Annotated in this window: 18 protein-coding genes; 8 read left to right on the forward strand and 10 right to left on the reverse strand. The window is 62.3% G+C overall.

All coding sequences use genetic code 11. The features are described from left to right. Positions 1–16 precede the first annotated feature (16 nt). The 7 genes from sufU to AB3X95_RS11435 form a co-directional block, all read right to left on the reverse strand. The gene (gene sufU / locus AB3X95_RS11405; RefSeq protein ID WP_176111685.1) at positions 17–466 is read right to left on the reverse strand and encodes a Fe-S cluster assembly sulfur transfer protein SufU; all 450 of its coding nucleotides are present in this window, start codon (positions 464–466) and stop codon (positions 17–19) included. Continuing rightward, positions 463–1716 (reverse strand): SufS family cysteine desulfurase, encoded by a 1254-nt coding sequence (locus AB3X95_RS11410; protein ID WP_368621362.1) that lies wholly within the window; start codon positions 1714–1716, stop codon positions 463–465. Before AB3X95_RS11410 ends, sufU begins: the two co-directional genes overlap by 4 nt. Continuing rightward, positions 1713–3038, reverse strand: coding sequence for a Fe-S cluster assembly protein SufD (gene sufD, locus AB3X95_RS11415; RefSeq protein WP_368621363.1), 1326 nt, complete (start codon positions 3036–3038; stop codon positions 1713–1715). Before sufD ends, AB3X95_RS11410 begins: the two co-directional genes overlap by 4 nt. A 42-nt stretch (positions 3039–3080) precedes the next feature. After that, complete coding sequence (sufC, locus tag AB3X95_RS11420) at positions 3081–3863, reverse strand: Fe-S cluster assembly ATPase SufC (protein WP_184228656.1); 783 nt, start codon at positions 3861–3863, stop codon at positions 3081–3083. A 14-nt stretch (positions 3864–3877) separates the two neighbouring features. Beyond that, complete coding sequence (gene sufB, locus AB3X95_RS11425) at positions 3878–5326, reverse strand: Fe-S cluster assembly protein SufB (protein ID WP_176365451.1); 1449 nt, start codon at positions 5324–5326, stop codon at positions 3878–3880. 107 nt (positions 5327–5433) lie between these two features. Further along, positions 5434–5586: a hypothetical protein gene (locus AB3X95_RS11430; protein ID WP_176380499.1), complete on the reverse strand. Its 153-nt coding sequence runs from the start codon at positions 5584–5586 to the stop codon at positions 5434–5436. A gap of 254 nt (positions 5587–5840) precedes the next feature. Next, on the reverse strand, positions 5841–6158 hold the full coding sequence (locus AB3X95_RS11435) for a hypothetical protein (RefSeq protein ID WP_176122781.1): 318 nt from the start codon (positions 6156–6158) through the stop codon (positions 5841–5843). 501 nt (positions 6159–6659) lie between these two features. Here AB3X95_RS11435 and AB3X95_RS11440 point away from each other — a divergent pair. The 3 genes from AB3X95_RS11440 to AB3X95_RS11450 all read left to right on the forward strand — a co-directional run bounded on the left by AB3X95_RS11440 (position 6660) and on the right by AB3X95_RS11450 (position 10210). Then, the gene (locus AB3X95_RS11440; protein WP_184228655.1) at positions 6660–7802 is read left to right on the forward strand and encodes a porin; all 1143 of its coding nucleotides are present in this window, start codon (positions 6660–6662) and stop codon (positions 7800–7802) included. A 12-nt stretch (positions 7803–7814) separates the two neighbouring features. Then, entirely contained in the window at positions 7815–9542 is a 1728-nt protein-coding gene (locus AB3X95_RS11445; protein ID WP_368621364.1) for a tannase/feruloyl esterase family alpha/beta hydrolase, read from the forward strand. A gap of 152 nt (positions 9543–9694) precedes the next feature. Next, positions 9695–10210, forward strand: a complete 516-nt coding sequence (locus AB3X95_RS11450) for a hypothetical protein (protein ID WP_176122784.1) — start codon at positions 9695–9697, stop codon at positions 10208–10210. A 270-nt stretch (positions 10211–10480) separates the two neighbouring features. Here AB3X95_RS11450 and hmpA read toward each other — a convergent pair whose 3' ends face one another. Further along, complete coding sequence (hmpA, locus tag AB3X95_RS11455; protein WP_368621365.1) at positions 10481–11695, reverse strand: NO-inducible flavohemoprotein; 1215 nt, start codon at positions 11693–11695, stop codon at positions 10481–10483. Positions 11696–12082: 387 nt separating this feature from the next. On the opposite strand from hmpA, the gene AB3X95_RS11460 reads away from it, so the two are divergent. Continuing rightward, positions 12083–12967: a manganese catalase family protein gene (locus tag AB3X95_RS11460; RefSeq protein ID WP_176122786.1), complete on the forward strand. Its 885-nt coding sequence runs from the start codon at positions 12083–12085 to the stop codon at positions 12965–12967. Positions 12968–12994: 27 nt separating this feature from the next. Here AB3X95_RS11460 and AB3X95_RS11465 read toward each other — a convergent pair whose 3' ends face one another. Further along, positions 12995–13258, reverse strand: coding sequence for a hypothetical protein (locus tag AB3X95_RS11465; protein ID WP_176122787.1), 264 nt, complete (start codon positions 13256–13258; stop codon positions 12995–12997). Between the two features lie 274 nt (positions 13259–13532). Here AB3X95_RS11465 and AB3X95_RS11470 point away from each other — a divergent pair, with 274 nt between their 5' ends. From AB3X95_RS11470 to AB3X95_RS11485, 4 genes are all read left to right on the forward strand, one after another. Continuing rightward, positions 13533–13730, forward strand: a complete 198-nt coding sequence (locus tag AB3X95_RS11470; RefSeq protein ID WP_176122832.1) for a hypothetical protein — start codon at positions 13533–13535, stop codon at positions 13728–13730. Positions 13731–13816: 86 nt separating this feature from the next. Beyond that, the gene (locus AB3X95_RS11475) at positions 13817–14074 is read left to right on the forward strand and encodes a hypothetical protein (RefSeq protein ID WP_368621366.1); all 258 of its coding nucleotides are present in this window, start codon (positions 13817–13819) and stop codon (positions 14072–14074) included. Then, positions 14058–14444: a hypothetical protein gene (locus AB3X95_RS11480; protein WP_368621367.1), complete on the forward strand. Its 387-nt coding sequence runs from the start codon at positions 14058–14060 to the stop codon at positions 14442–14444. The genes AB3X95_RS11475 and AB3X95_RS11480 overlap by 17 nt, the downstream gene beginning before the upstream one ends. An 87-nt stretch (positions 14445–14531) precedes the next feature. After that, positions 14532–15131 carry a hemerythrin domain-containing protein gene (locus AB3X95_RS11485; RefSeq protein WP_368621368.1) on the forward strand — a complete coding sequence of 200 codons (600 nt, stop codon included), beginning with the start codon at positions 14532–14534 and terminating at the stop codon, positions 15129–15131. A gap of 31 nt (positions 15132–15162) precedes the next feature. On the opposite strand, the gene AB3X95_RS11490 is transcribed toward AB3X95_RS11485, so the two are convergent. Next, complete coding sequence (locus AB3X95_RS11490) at positions 15163–15450, reverse strand: hypothetical protein (RefSeq protein ID WP_176122790.1); 288 nt, start codon at positions 15448–15450, stop codon at positions 15163–15165. Positions 15451–15534 lie beyond the last annotated feature (84 nt).

Genomic DNA, 15534 nt, shown 5'->3' on the forward strand with positions numbered 1-15534 from the left:
TCACTTCCTCCACTAATCATTCCGTCGAGATGGTGCCGCACTCGTCATGCAATGCTGCATGGAGCGTGTGCCATGCGAGCGTCGCGCACTTCACGCGCGCCGGGAATTCGCGTACACCCGAGAACACCGCGAGCTTGCCGAGGTGCGAAGACGCGTCCGCCGGCGGCGCCGTCATCATCATGTCGTGAAACGCCCCGAAGAGCGCCTCCATTTCCGATTCCGTGCGCCCCTTGAGCGCTTCGGTCATCAGCGATGCCGATGCAATGGCGATTGCACAACCTACACCCTCGAACCCAACGTCCGCCACGACGCCATCCTCGATGCGCAGATACAGGGTGATGCGATCTCCGCACAACGGGTTATAGCCCTCCGCCTTGCGATTGGCATCCGGCAGCCGGTGACGGTTTCTCGGTCTCCGGTAGTGGTCGAAAATCACTTCCTGGTACAGGTCGCGCAGACTGCTCATTGGCCAAATACCTCCTGCACGTGCGCCATTGCCTTGACGAGTGCCTCCACGTCGGCCCGCGTGTTGTACAGCGCGAATGACGCGCGCACGGTTGCCGGCACACCGAAGCGCTGCATGACGGGCATCGCGCAATGATGGCCGGCGCGCACCGCGACGCCGTACTGATCGAGAATCGTACCGACGTCGTGTGCATGCACGTGGTCGAGCACGAACGACAGAATGGCCGCCTTTTCGGTTGCGGTACCGATCAGCCGCAGATGTGGTATCGCACGCATTGCATCGGTCGCATACGCGAGCAGCCCGGCCTCATGTGCGCCGATCGTTTCGCTGCCGATTGCATTCACATAGTCGAGCGCCACCGCGAGCGCAATCGCCCCGCTAATGTCCGGTGTGCCCGCCTCGAACTTCCAGGGAATGGCGTTATAAATGGTCTTGTCGAACGTCACCGAGCGGATCATGTCGCCACCGCCCTGCCACGGCGGCATCGCTTCCAGTCTGTCCGCCTTGGCGTACAGCACGCCGATTCCCGTCGGTCCATAAGCCTTGTGCCCGGAGAACGCATAGAAATCGCAATCGAGCGCGCGCACGTCGACAGGCAGATGTGCAACCGCCTGCGCGCCGTCGATCAGGACAGGCACGTCGCGCGCGTGCGCGGCCTCGATCATCCGCGCGACCGGGTTGATGGTACCGAGCGCGTTCGATACATGCGTGATCGCCACGATGCGCGTGCGCTCGGCGATCATCTGCCGGTAGGCATCGACATCGAGCGCGCCGCTGTCATCGATCGGCACGACCTTCAACACCGCGCCCGTCTGCTCGCATACGAGTTGCCACGGCACGATGTTCGAGTGATGTTCCATCGCGCTGATCAGGATTTCGTCGCCGGGCTTCGCAAGAGGACGCACATAGCTCTGCGCAACCAGGTTGATCGCTTCCGTCGTGCCGCGCACGTAGACGATTTCCTCCGCGCGCGCCGCATTGACGAAGCGCGCAATCCGTTCGCGCGCACCTTCGTACGCGTCCGTGGCGCGCTGCGACAACTCGTGCACGCCGCGATGTACGTTCGCATTTGCATGCTCGTAGTAGTCGCGCTGCGCGTCGATTACGGCCGAGGGCTTCTGGGTAGTCGCGCCGTTGTCGAGATACACCAGTGGATTGCCGTGTATGAGCTCGCGAAAGATCGGGAAGTCGCCTCGCCAACGCGCCACCGTCTCGTCGTCCGGGATCATCACAGGTTCGATCGGTTTCATACCAGTCCCCGAATGCGCTCACCTTCCGGCGTGCGCGCGAGCAGCATTTGCGTCAGTCGGTCGCGCACCGCCTCGATACGCACGTGCTCCAGACTGCTGCGCGCAAACGCCCAGATGAGCAAAGCCCGCGCCACGCGTTCGTCGATGCCGCGTGAGCGCAGATAGAACAGCTGGTTCTCGTCAAGCTGGCCAACGGTTGCGCCATGCGTGCACTTGACGTCGTCGGCGTGGATCTCCAGTTGCGGCTTCGTGTCGATCTGCGCATCGCGCGACAACAGAAGATTGAAGTTTGACTGATGCGTGTCGGTCTGCTGCGCGTGACGATGCACGACCACGTTGCCGTTGAATACGCCATGTGACGCACCGTCGAGCACCCCGCGGTAGTGCTCGCGGCTCGTTCCGTGCGGCTTCTCGTGATCGATGCGCGTGTGATGATCGACATGCTGCCTCGCGCTCGCGATATACAGCCCGTTCAGTTCGGCGCGGGCATCGGCGGCCTGCAGCCGCGTGTCGATCTGCGTACGCGAGAGTGCCCCACCGAATGCGAACGAGTGCGACGTGAAGCGGCTCGCCCGCTGTTGCGAGACGTCGACATGCGCAATATGGAACGCGCTGCGTGCTTCATGGTGGACGCGGCAATGCTGCACGTCGGCCTCGTCGCCCGCCACGATCTTCGTGACGGAATTGACCAGATACGCGTCGTCGGAGAAACCGGCAAACTGCTCGACGATCGAGCACCGCGAGCGCCCGTCCGCCAGTATCGTGTTGAACGGATGTATCGCGAGGCCGGCTTCGTCGGTCAGGAACAGCATGACGAGCGGCGCATCGATCGCACAGTCCGGCGGCAGCAGGACCACGTAACCGTCGCTCAGGAACGCCGTGTTCAGGGCCGCGAAGCCATCGGGCGGTGCCTGATGCGCAATGACGGCTTTCAGCCGCTCCGGTATCTCACGAATGGCACGGGTGAGACTGCCGACAAATGCGCCGTCTGGCAAAGGCGGCATGCGCGACAGCTTCGGCATATGGCGGCCGTTGACGAACACGAGCCGACCCGCTGTTCCGTAGGGCACGAGATCGTCGACGATGCGCTTCACATCCAGGTCGTCGCTGCGCCGCGACGTGAAATGCCATGCCCGCTTCGCGATGGTCGCCACATTCGTGTACTTCCAGTCTTCGAGCCGAGTTGTGGGAAAGCCAAGCCCTTCGAATTTTTCGAACGCCTGGCGCCTCGCGCTGCGCAACCACGGAAGTTCCGCGCCGGGCAGCGTACTCGACAGGGTCTGGAAAGCCTGATGGAGGTACTCGAGCGTCGGTTCACTCATTTGACGTCTACTCCTCGCGATATCACGTATGACCGCCTCGTGTCAGTACGGGTTAGGTGGCCCAGAATCCGGCCCGTTCGGCGCATCGGCATCGAGCCATCCATAACCCTTGCGCTCCAGTTCAAGTGCCAGCTCGCGCGTTCCGGATTTCGCAATACGCCCCTTTGAAAGCACGTGCACGCAATCAGGCACGACGTATTCGAGCAAGCGCTGGTAGTGCGTCACCAGGACGATTGCGCGGTCCGCATGGCGCATCTGATTGACGCCTCGCGCAACCACTTGCAACGCATCGATATCGAGCCCCGAATCGGTTTCGTCGAGAATCGCGAGGCGCGGCTCCAGCACCGCCATCTGCAGCACCTCGTTGCGCTTTTTCTCACCCCCTGAAAACCCTTCGTTGACCGGGCGATGCAGCAGGCTTTCGTCCATCTGCATGAGCGCCATTTTCTCCTTCACCAGTTGCAGGAATTCCATTGCGTCCAGTTCGGGATCGCCGCGGTGCGTGCGCTGCGCATTCAACGCGGCCTTCAGCAGATACACGTTGCTGACACCCGGTATTTCGACGGGGTATTGAAACGCGAGAAAAAGCCCTTCGCGTGCACGCTCTTCCGGCGCGAGCGAGAGCAGGTCACGGCCCGCATACTGCACGCTGCCACCTGTTACGCGGTAATGCTGGTGGCCCGCCAGCACGTTGGCAAGCGTGCTCTTGCCCGAACCGTTCGGGCCCATGATGGCGTGCACCTCGCCCGCGTTCACACACAGATCGACCCCGCGCAGAATCGGCTTGCCTTCTACTTCAACGCTCAGTTGTCTGATTTCTAGCATGACCGTTGTCCCTGTCAGCCCGTGCTGCCTTCAAGACTTACGCCGAGCAGCTTTTGTGCTTCGACGGCGAACTCCATGGGCAGCTCCTTGAGGACCTCCCTGCAAAATCCGTTGACGATCATCGACACCGCTTCTTCCTCCGAAAGGCCTCGCTGTCGGCAATAGAAGAGCTGGTCCTCGCCGATGCGCGACGTCGATGCCTCGTGCTCGACCTTCGCGGTCGGGTTTTTCACCTCGATATAGGGAACCGTGAGTGCACTGCAGCGATCGCCGAGCAGTAGCGAATCGCACTGTGTGTAGTTGCGCGCGTCCTCCGCCGAGCGGGCAATTTTCACGAGCCCACGATAGGCGTTCCTGCCGTGGCCGGCGGAAATCCCCTTCGACAGGATAGTGCTGCGCGTATTGCGACCCAAATGCGTCATCTTCGTGCCGGTGTCGGCCTGCTGATAGTTGTTGGTGAGCGCCACCGAATAGAATTCGCCGACTGCGTTGTCGCCTTGCAGGATCACGCTCGGGTATTTCCACGTGATGGCGGAGCCTGTTTCGACCTGAGTCCACGAAATCTTCGAGTCCGCTTCACGGCAATCGCCACGCTTGGTCACGAAGTTATAGATGCCGCCGCGCCCGTGCGCATCGCCCGGATACCAGTTCTGCACCGTCGAGTAGCGGATTTGCGCACCCTCCAGCGCGACCAGTTCCACCACTGCAGCATGCAACTGGTTCTCGTCACGCATCGGCGCGGTACAACCCTCCAGATAACTGACGTAGGCTCCCTTGTCCGCGATGATCAGCGTTCGCTCGAACTGTCCCGTGTTCTGCGCGTTGATACGGAAATACGTGGAAAGTTCGATCGGGCAACGCACGCCCGGTGGGATATAGCAGAACGACCCGTCGCTAAAAACCGCGGAGTTCAGCGCAGCGAAAAAGTTGTCGGTATGCGGCACCACTGAGCCGAGGTATTGCCGCACCAGTTCAGGATGAGTCTGCACCGCTTCCGAAAACGGACAGAACACGATGCCGAGCGCGCCAAGCTTTTCACGAAACGTCGTCGCGACCGACACGCTGTCGAATACCGCATCCACCGCGACGCCCGCGAGGATCTCGCGCTCCTCCAGCGGAACGCCGAGTTTCTCGTACGTGCGCAGCAGTTCCGGATCGACATCCTGCAGACTCTTCGGGCGATCCTTCGGAGCAATCGGCGCCGAATAATACGCAATGTCCTGATAGTCGATAGGCGGGTGCTCAACCGATGCCCAATGAGGTTCGTTCATCGTGAGCCAGTGCCGGTAGGCCGAGAGGCGCCAGGCGAGCATGAAGTCGGGTTCATTCTTCTTTGCTGAAATCAGCCGGATGACATCTTCAGACACACCGCGCGGCAACGTGTCCGACTTTACATCGGTCACGAATCCGTGCCGGTATTCGCTCCGGATCAGCTCGTCGATTCTCGATACACTTGAACTCATGCAGACCTCCGCTTTCAGCGTTGCGGCGGCCCGATCGCGCGCTTGGGGCGATCACGGAATCACGTGTGCGTAGCCGCTGGCGGGCTGTCCTGACGGCTCCAATTGCGTCAAACAGCGTGATCCGCCTGGCGACTGCCGTAGCCAATAGCGGATAGCCGTGCATCGGCGAGGCTGCCAATACTCTCCACGGTGTCCGGATCGCGTGCCATTGTGATCGTGATCACCGTGACATAGTCGGCAAGCGTGCTCATGCGCAACATGATTAAGCCTCCGCGAACCGTACCTGTCTGGTCTGGTTTCACATTCAACCCTAGCACCGCGCCGCCGCTGATCAAAGAAAGACATCACTGCGCGTGTACGTTCTCGCTGCTGTCGTCAATTCGGCCTGTCGCGCCCTGCGTCGAGGTATGACGATTGCGGAGCTTGAACTCCCGCGACACCAGAGAAGCGTAGTGTGCCGGACCATAGCGTAGTCGAATGCCGGTGCTCGGACCGGATCCCGCGTCGAGGCGAACTACCGGGAACAACGTTCCAAAGCAGCTACTGCTCTGTGGGTCGCTTCGACGATTTCCACGCACTCTGCGTGACGACGGGTGTGCTCGATCGCTGCACACTCACCGGCGCGGCTCACTTGTGCCAGATCGGCGCGAGCTTTTTCCAGCGCCGCCGACGGTGACCCATTGTCTGCAATCAGCTTCGCCAGATCGAAGACCGTGCCGGAAGACAGTTCCACGTATGCCGGGCAAGCAGCGCTGGCGGCGCCGCCGTATACCCAGAACCCCGCAATGGCAAATACGACGCGTCGTGCGACGCTAGTAGTCAAATTACTCATGGCAACATCCTGTTTGCTCCTTACTGGGCCCAAGCCGGTTCGTGTGTTGTTTGCATAACTCCAGCGTCCACGAAACGGACTGCAAAAATACGCGCGTCAGTGCCGAAATTCCCCGCAAGCTTGCGCCCTCACTTCCAACCTGGCGCTCCGTGGCCGCTGCATCCTGCATTCCCGCTCCAACTCTACGAGATGGAAGATTCGCGCTACCAACGGACTAAAAGCTTACTCGGACGCAGGGTTGTGCGGGCGGACTAGGGGAATCTACCGAATACTTCGCGCTTGCGTTGTCAGGGTACCTGATATCAAATACAGAACATCACGACGGACGGACGGGCGCGTTTTCAGGACGCGCTTAATTTTTAACCATAATATCAGCCTACCTGATATTTAATTGCCGCACTCAGGCCGCTGCGCCGGCTCCGAGCGAAAGACCAGGTCGTACCCAAGATCCACAACCGCAGCTCAACAAAAAAAGCACACAACAGGTCCGGAGATATCACCATGCAATTGAAGTCGACTCACGTCCTCATGTTCGGTGCGCTCTGCGCGCTGAGCGCAGGAGCCTCGGCGCAATCGAGCGTCACGTTGTACGGCATCGTTGACACCGGGATCGAGTATGTCTCGCACGCGAACGCGAAGGGCGACAGCGTCGTTCGCATGCCATCCGTTACCGGAGAGTTCCCATCGCGCTGGGGGCTGCGTGGCAACGAAGATCTAGGCGGCGGCTACAGCGCCGTGTTCACTCTCGAAAGCGGCTTCAACCTGCGCGATGGCAGTTCCGGACAGGGCGGCAGGCTGTTTGGACGCCAGGCGTTCATCGGCGTGAAGAGCCCGTATGGGACGCTCGCGTTCGGCCGTCAGTACACGATGACCTATCTCGCGGTCCAGGGCGCCGACATCATCGGTCCGGACATTTACGGCATGGGCTCGCTGGATGCCTATGTGCCCAACGCGCGCACCGACAACTCGATCAGCTATCTCGGCTCGTACAAAGGCTTTACGTTGGGCGTGGGTTATTCATTCGGACGGGACGCTGCGGGTACCGGCAACTCGCCGGGACAAGGAACCTGTACCGGCTCCGTTCCAGGCCACGCCACGGAATGCCGCGACTGGTCCGCAATGCTCAAGTACGACTCGCAATATTTCGGCGCTGCCGCGTCGTACGAGGAGCAACGAGGCGGCGCGACAGCAGCCGCCAACTTCTTCGACGGTGTTGCGCCGACACCGCTGATCAACGCCGCGGACAAGGACGCCCGTACGCAACTGAGCGCCTACGCACAATATGCAGGCGCGAAGATCGGCGCCGGTTGGATTGGACGCCGCGTAGTGACCCAGTCGCCGAGCGTGCCCAATATCCGTTCGGACCTGTTCTTCCTCGGCGCTTCGTACATGGTCACGCCTGCATTCCTCCTCGATGGCGAAGTGTTTCGCATCATCAATAGCGACCACGATACCCGCGCCACGATGGGAACGCTACGCACCACCTATCTGCTGAGCAAGCGTTCGTCGGTCTACGCGCAGGCAGCGTATCTGGCGAACAGTGCGAAGGCGCGCTACTCGGTCAGCGGCGGCGGTAGCGGGACCACGCCAGGCGCGGGCATGGGTCAAACGGGCGTGATGGTCGGCATCAAACACATGTTCTGATACGGGTCGAAAATGAAACGAACTTCAATTGCTGTGTGCGTATCGGCCGTGTCCGCGATGCTGGCGGCTTGCGGCGGCGGTTCCGACTCCCTCTCCACCAGTGCGACGCAATTGCCTCGGCTCTCCGCCGCACAACCCGCGACGCTGTCGGGAGACTGCGCCGCGCTCGCCGCCAGGTTGACGTTTGCCAACACGACCTTCACCTCCGTCACCGACGTGCCGGCCGGAACGCTCACGGTGGCGGGAAAGTCCGTCCCCGAACATTGCGTGATCGAAGGAAAAATGAATCAACGCACGAGCGCCGTTGACGGGCGGACTTATGCGATCGGTTTTGAAATGCGGCTGCCAATTGCGTGGAATGGCCGCTTTTTCTATCAGGCCAACGGTGGTCTCGACGGCAATGTGACGCCGGCGACGGGGGTGCTCAGTGGCGGGGGCCCGCTGAACAATGCGCTGAACATGGGCTTCGCCGTGATCAGTTCGGATGCAGGTCATTCCGGGTCGCAAAACCCGTTGTTCGGTCTCGATCCCCAGGCGCGTCTCGACTATGGCTATAACGCCGTCGCTACGCTCACGCCGATGGCCAAGCAGGTGATCAGGTTGGCCTATGGCAAGGGCCCCGACCGCAGCTACTTCGAAGGCTGCTCGAACGGCGGCCGTCATGCGATGGTGGCGGCAGCCAGATCTTTCGCGGATTACGACGGCATCATTGCCGGTGACCCCGGCTTTCATTTGCCCAAGGCGGCGATCGGGGAGTTGTGGAGCGCCCAACAGCTCGCTACCGTCGCGACCGCGACGACCTCGTCCGGCATTGCCGATATCACCACCGGCTTGACGACTACTGAAAGGCAGCTGATCGCATCGAAGATCATCGCGAAGTGTGATTCGCTCGATGGTGTGGCGGACGGAATGGTCCAGGACATCAAAGCGTGCCAGGCGAACTTCAATCTGGCCACCGACGTACCGACGTGTTCGAGCAATGGGCGCGACGGCAGCTGTCTTACGACGGCTCAAAAGCAGGCGGTTGGAAATATTTTCTCCGGGGCGAAAAACAGCGCCGGCACGGCGCTCTATGCGAGCTTTCCGTATGACGTCGGTATCAACGGATCAGGCTGGGCCGCGTGGAAGCAAGGCAATTCCATCAGCCTTGATCCGGCCGCGGCAGCCTTCGTGTTTACGTCGCCGCCGCAAAGCGCTTCGATCCTCGGTTCGATGGGTGCCTACGGTCTGAACTTCAGCATGGACAATGATGCGCCGAAGATCTTCGCCACGAGCGGGATCTATTCCGAGTCTTCGTGGTCATTCATGACCCCGCCGAACGAGACCGATCTGAGCGGGCTGCGGAGCCGGGGCGCGAAGTTGATCGTCTATCACGGAACGAGCGATCCGGTGTTCTCGTCGAACGATACGACCGACTGGTATCAGCGCCTATCGACGGCTAGTGGCGGAGACGCAAGCAATTTCGCGCGGCTCTTCACGGTAGCGGGGATGAACCACTGCAGCGGCGGTCCGACGGCCGATCAGTTCGACATGCTGACGCCCATGGTGGCATGGGTCGAGCAAGGGCAAGCACCGAACCGGGTCATCGCAACGGCTCGCGACACCAGCAACGCGATTCCGAATAGCGAAGTGCCGACTAGCTGGGGTGCCGGGCGCACGCGTCCGCTGTGCGCCTATCCGAAGGTGGCCCGCTACACGAGTGGAGACGTGAACTCGGCGAGTAGTTTCACATGCAGCTAAGGCACTGACTCTGACTTGGCGAGGGAATCGGCGCAGTCGGCCCCGGCCGATGCGCTGTCCCGTCCGTGCGGAACGCGCCATGCTGCTCCTTGCGCATACCTCTGTCCGCGATCATCGGGCGTGCGTTTGCGCGCCCGCACTGGAGCGCTGCCATGAAAATGCGCGAGTACAAAATCGGTACGCCGTGGTATCAGGCCATCCGTGCGACGCTACGCCGGGCCGTCCCATCGGGGCTGTTGTCCGGGTGCCTGTCGGCGGCGACGGCCTCGGCGGCATCCGCGGACGCATCGGGCAGCCCGCTCGCGCCGATCAATGCGGTCACCCACTCCATGTGGCCGCAACGCGCGTTGCGCGAGCGCGGCTTCAGCATCCGCCATACGGTGACCGGCTTCGCGATCCATCAGGCGGCCGCCATCTTCTGGGCATTCCTGTTCGAGCAACTCGTTGACCGGATGGCCGGCCCTGTCCCGTCACGACGGCCCGGCGCCGCCGCGCTAGCCGCCGCCGCGACGGTGGCAAGCGCGTATGTGGTCGACTACAAGGTGGTGCCCAACCGGCTCACGCCGGGATTCGAGGCGCACCTGTCGCGTCGCTCGCTCGGCAACGTCTACCTGGTGCTCGGCGCCGGCCTGCTCGCGGCCGCGCTGCTGCGGCGGCCGGATCGATGAAGACTGCTCGCGCAAAAAAAAAGCGACCAGCCTTTGACCGGCATGGTCGCCACAAGCGCATTTGAGAACGCTGTCCCCACGAGTCCAAGCGGAGGACAAATCGAGTATAGGAAACAGGTCCGCACCGCAGTCTGTCCGTAAGTCCTGCGTCGCGGACAGTTGTCTGCGCGAGACGCGGTCGCGCACCCTCATGCCGCACTCCCCGTCTTGGTAACTGCATTCCTGCTTGTCGCTTCCGCGGCAGCCGTGGCGCGGCACTCGCCGTATCCGTCATTCAGCGAACAGATCTGGTCCGAACACCTCGTAGTGAATCTTCGACTCGTGAATGTCCAGGTTTTTCAATGCGTCGTGCTGTAGCCGCATGAATGGAACCGGACCGCAGATGTAGTAGTCGGCGTCGGGCAACAGGATCTCGTCGCGCAGCTTGCCGAGGTCGATGAAACCGGCGTTGTCGTAGTCGCGGCCCTGCACGTCGGTATCGAGCGGCGCGTCATAGAACACGATCGCGCGGAAGTTCGGCTGGGTGGCGGCGGTCTGCTGCAGACGGTCGCGCATCGCGTGCACCGCGCCGTTGCGTGCACCATGAATGAACACCACGCGCCGCTGCGGGTCCTGAATCGCGCGCTTCAACATGCTGACCATCGGCGTCAGACCGACGCCGCCGCTGATCAGTACGATCGGCGTCTTCGCATGGACATCGATGCAGAACGTGCCGTATGGCGCTGCCAGCTTCACCTCGTCGCCGACGTTCACGTGATCGTGCAGCAGCGAGGACACATAGCCCGCCGGCCGCCCGGCCTCGCCGCTCTCGCGCTTGACCGAGATCCGATAGCTATGACCATTCGGCACGTCGGACAAACTATATTGCCGGATCTGCTGCAGGCCGAGCGCGGGCACATCGACGGCAATGCCGATGTACTGTCCCGGCTCGAAGTTGGCGACCGGCTGTCCGTCCTTCGGTTCGAGAATGAACGACGTGATCACGCTGCTCTCGGGCCGCTTCTCCTTGACGACGAACGTGCGCCATCCGGTCCAGCCGCCTAGCTGCGCCGCGCGTGTTTCGCGCAATTCGGACTCCATGCCCATCAGCACGTCCGCGAGATTGCCGTATGCCTGCGCCCACGCGGAGATGATGTCGTCGGTCGCGGCGTCGCCGAGCACGTCCTTGATCGCGCCGAGCAGATGTTCGCCGACGATCGGATAGTGCTCCGCTTTCACGTCGAGGCTCGCGTGCTTGTTGGCGATATTGCGCAGCACAGCGGCGAGACTGCCGGGGTCCTCGATGTTCTCGGCGTATGCGTACACGGCGCGCGCGAGCGCTTCCTGCTGCTGCCCCTGCTCCTGATGCGCCATGTTGAAAACGTTTTTCAGTTCGGGATGCGCTTCGAAGAGCCGTCTGTAGAAACGTTGAATGATCGTATAGCCGTGCGCGGCCAGAACCGGGGCCGTCGCTTTTACGATGTCCTTGGTTTTCTGCGTCAGCATTTCTTTCCTCCTGCAGTAGGACGACTGGTTACCTCGCTCGTGCGCGTAGCAGCGCGGGTATCTGAGTCGAGTGCCTCGCTCACATGCAAGTTCCTGGGGCATTCGCCCGCTGCTTCAAGCCTATCCGGGCGACCAAGCTGCTCCAACCGATGCCGGCTGTCCATATGCCAAAGGCCACGGACATGCCGATGACGATCAGCGCGCGGCATGGGGTAGACGCCATCGGCCACTGCGCACGCCATCGCGGGCCGGCCAACGACGCGATGCGAGAGCCGGCCAGGAACACGGCATGCGAGGCGATCCACGCGCCGCTCGCGACGAACGGCGCTCCGCACGCGTGGCACGGCGGATGGAAGACCCACAGCACCAACTCCAATGGAGGTCACGATGTTCATGCACAACAAAAGGCTGCAATACACGGTTCGCGTCGGCACGACCAATCCCGGGCTCGCGAATCTGATGCTGGAGCAGTTCGGCGGTCCGCAAGGCGAACTGGCCGCCGCGATGCGCTACTTCACGCAGGCCGTTGCGGAAGAAGACGCCGGGCGCAAGGACATGCTGTTCGACATCGCCACCGAAGAGCTGAGCCATCTCGAGATCATCGGCTCGATCGTCGCGATGTTGAATCGCGGCGCGAAAGGGGAACTCGCCGAAGCGGTCGAGCAGCAAGCCGAGCTGTATCGCAAGCTCAACGGCGCGGGCAACGACAGCCACCTTACGCAGGTGCTTTACGGCGGCGGACCGCCGCTGACGAACTCCGGCGGCGTACCGTGGAGTGCCGCGTACATCGACACGATCGGCGAGCCGACCGCGGACCTGCGCTCGAACATCGCCGCCGAAGCCCGCGCGAAGATCATCTATGAACGGCTGATCAACGTGACCGACGATGCCGGCGTGCGCGAGGCGCTCGGCTTTCTGATGACCCGCGAAGTCGCGCATCAAAAGTCGTTCGAGAAGGCGCTGTATGCGATCACACCGAGTTTCCCGCCGGGCAAGCTGCCGCCGAGACAGGAATTCGCGAGCGTCTACTACAAGATGTCGCACGACGGAGCGGTGATCAACACACCGTGGAACAGCGGCACCGGTCTCACGATACGGACGGGTGAACCGGCGGTGGATGGCGGCGACGGCAATGCGTCGGTGAGCCTCGAAGCGCACCAGGAAACCGCCGTGACTGCGATGGCCACGCGTCTGCGCTCCGACCCGTCGAGCGATCCGACGACCGGCGCCGAAATAGGCAGCGAAGTCCCGCGCAGCAACGAGCTCGGGTGATCGCTCAAGGCGCTGCCGCGGGTATCGTCAAGGTCCGAAAAACGTGTTGCAGAACTTGCCGGCCACGTTGCAGGTCGGTTGACCCGAAGGCTGCGCGGTGCCGGGTTCGGGCGGCGTCGCGCACGCGGCCGTCGCGGCGATCGCGAATGTCATGACGAGCGCTGTGCGCAGCGCCGCCGCGCGACGGTTTTTCGCAGCGCGCGCCGCGTCGCGGGTCGGATCGCACCTCGCGGAATTTTCGCGCTCCCGCGCGTCGATGGCGCGAGGGCAGCCTCCTCGGACGTCAGGCATTGCGCCCTCCTTCAACCGCCATTCACATTGACTACACTACGCCAAATCGGTCGCGAACGGGTTTCTTCGAATTCGCGCGAAGGCGGGGCCGCGCGTCCCAGCATGGCTGTCCGCATTGTAAGAGTTTCGGACATACGCCTCTATGCACCTTCTTGCGGTTGCCAGCGTATGCTGATTCCGGCGTTTTCCGACACGTAGACAGACCGGTACGACTTACTGTCGACAACGCGGAAAACGTACGTTCCGTGAAAAATTGACCGCTCCAGGAAAGACCATGCTGAGCCCTCATGAATTTGAGGTTTTGATGCTGGTGAAGGCATCGCCGGAGTACACCGATATAGAGCGCGAAGAATTCAACGCGCTTCTCGAGCGCCAACTGGTCGCGCTCGAAAGCACACCGTCGGGCGCGCATCGTCCGCGCGTGACGAACCACGGCGAATCGTTGCTTCAAACCCTGATGCGAAAACGTTGAAGAGGTACAGGCGCGCCGAGCGAGCGACGCGGTATGGTCGAAACGCTGACTCACGACAACAACTAACAACAAATCGGAGAGAACCTGTGAATGCCGCGCGTAACTATAACGACGCCGCCAACGAACTGAAGCACATCAGCACGATGGTCCAGCGCCTCGAACAACTCGTTAAACGCGACGACCTCGACTGGCAAGGCACGATAGTTGCTATGCCCGCTTACTGGCGCGCGCGCATCGAGGCCAATGCCGAACTGCCGCCGGCGCTGCAACCGCAAGCGCGCCTGCTGCTCGCGCGGCTCGCCACGCTCGAAGCACGCAGCGAGCGCCGTGGCCGTCGCGCATGATCGGCGCGCACCGGCGCGATCACACACTTACGCGACGAAGGACATGATGATGATGCGGACCTACGAATACCACGGGTTCACGATCGAGGTGACCGTCGAGGCGGATTTCACGTTGCGCCCCGCCGGGCGCGCGGCGGTACGCACGCGCTATGCGGCGGTGGTTCACATCTATCAGGCGGGTGCTGCGGTTGCCACGTTCTCGCCGCTGCGCTTCGACATTGCCGGCGGACGGCCATTCGACACCGAGGCCGATGCGTTGATGGGCGGATATAGCGCGGCGCGCCGAATCGTCGACGATCTGTTCGCCCGTGCAGCGGATGCTACGGACTCTGCCTTGAGCGCACTGTCGAGCAGCAAAGAGCTCCGCTAGCGGGCGCTGGCGCACGATTGACCCATTGTGGGGCATCAGGAATGGCGCATGCGGTATCCGCGAGCACCCTTTCCGTGGAGAAACGCCATGTCCAATGAAGCCTCATCGTTGTCGCCGTCGATTACGTCGATGATCCGCCTCGACCATATGCACGTGCTCGCCGCTTCGCACCGATACCACGCGTCCACGCCGTGGTGGCGAAAACGCGCGATCGTCAACGGCGTGTGCGATGCGCTGGAAATCCACGCGCAACTGGAGGAAGAAATTTTCTACCCGGCGCTAGACCGCGCGCTGGGCAACGACGAGACACTGACGAAAAGTCGTTCCGAGCACAACGAGATGCGCGCGACGATCGCAAAGCTGCGCGCAATGGGCCCCGAAAACGCCGCGTACGATGGGCTGTTTCTTCAACTGATCCGCGAAGTCGCCCACCACGTCGCCGACGAGGAAACCATCCTGCTGCCCGACGCCGAGCGCGTGCTGAAAAACGAACTGCAGTCGCTCGGCGCCGCGATGACGCGCCGCCGGATGCAGTTGCTCGGAGAGCGTCCGATGAACATTGCGGTGAATGCGGCGGGCACGTTTCCGATCGCCACGCTGCTACTGGGATCGACCTTATTGCTCGCGTTGCGGCGCAGCCTGCCGAGGTCGCGTCGCGCGGCACGGACGCAGCGTCAATATGAGTAGCGGATGCGTGAACGACTGGCGCAAGCGGGCATCAACGATTCGCGCCGGGCGCCGCCGGCGTCCGCGCGCGCCGCTGTTGCGTCTTGTCGAGCGTGCCCGGGTCGACGAGCGTGGCCGCGACGCGGCGGGCATTCTCGGCCGCGATGTCCTGCGCGTCGCCCCACGACACGTGGCCACACGTCCCGCGTCGCTCGAAGACCGTGCCATGTCCGCCGCCCCGCTCGGTCACGAGCACGATCCATTGGAAAGCACCTTCCGAATCTCTGATGACGGTCCAGCTTACGAGGAAGTCGGCCATCTCTATCGCCTGCACACGCATGTTCGGCTCCTTCGGTCCGTTGCATCGGACCGTTTTGAGCGGAGATGCGCATTGCGCGTGCCTGGCGCGGACCGCGCGCGCGTC

Origin of the sequence: Paraburkholderia sp. BR13444 (genome assembly GCF_040948755.1) — a bacterium.
GTDB lineage: Bacteria > Pseudomonadota > Gammaproteobacteria > Burkholderiales > Burkholderiaceae > Paraburkholderia > Paraburkholderia youngii.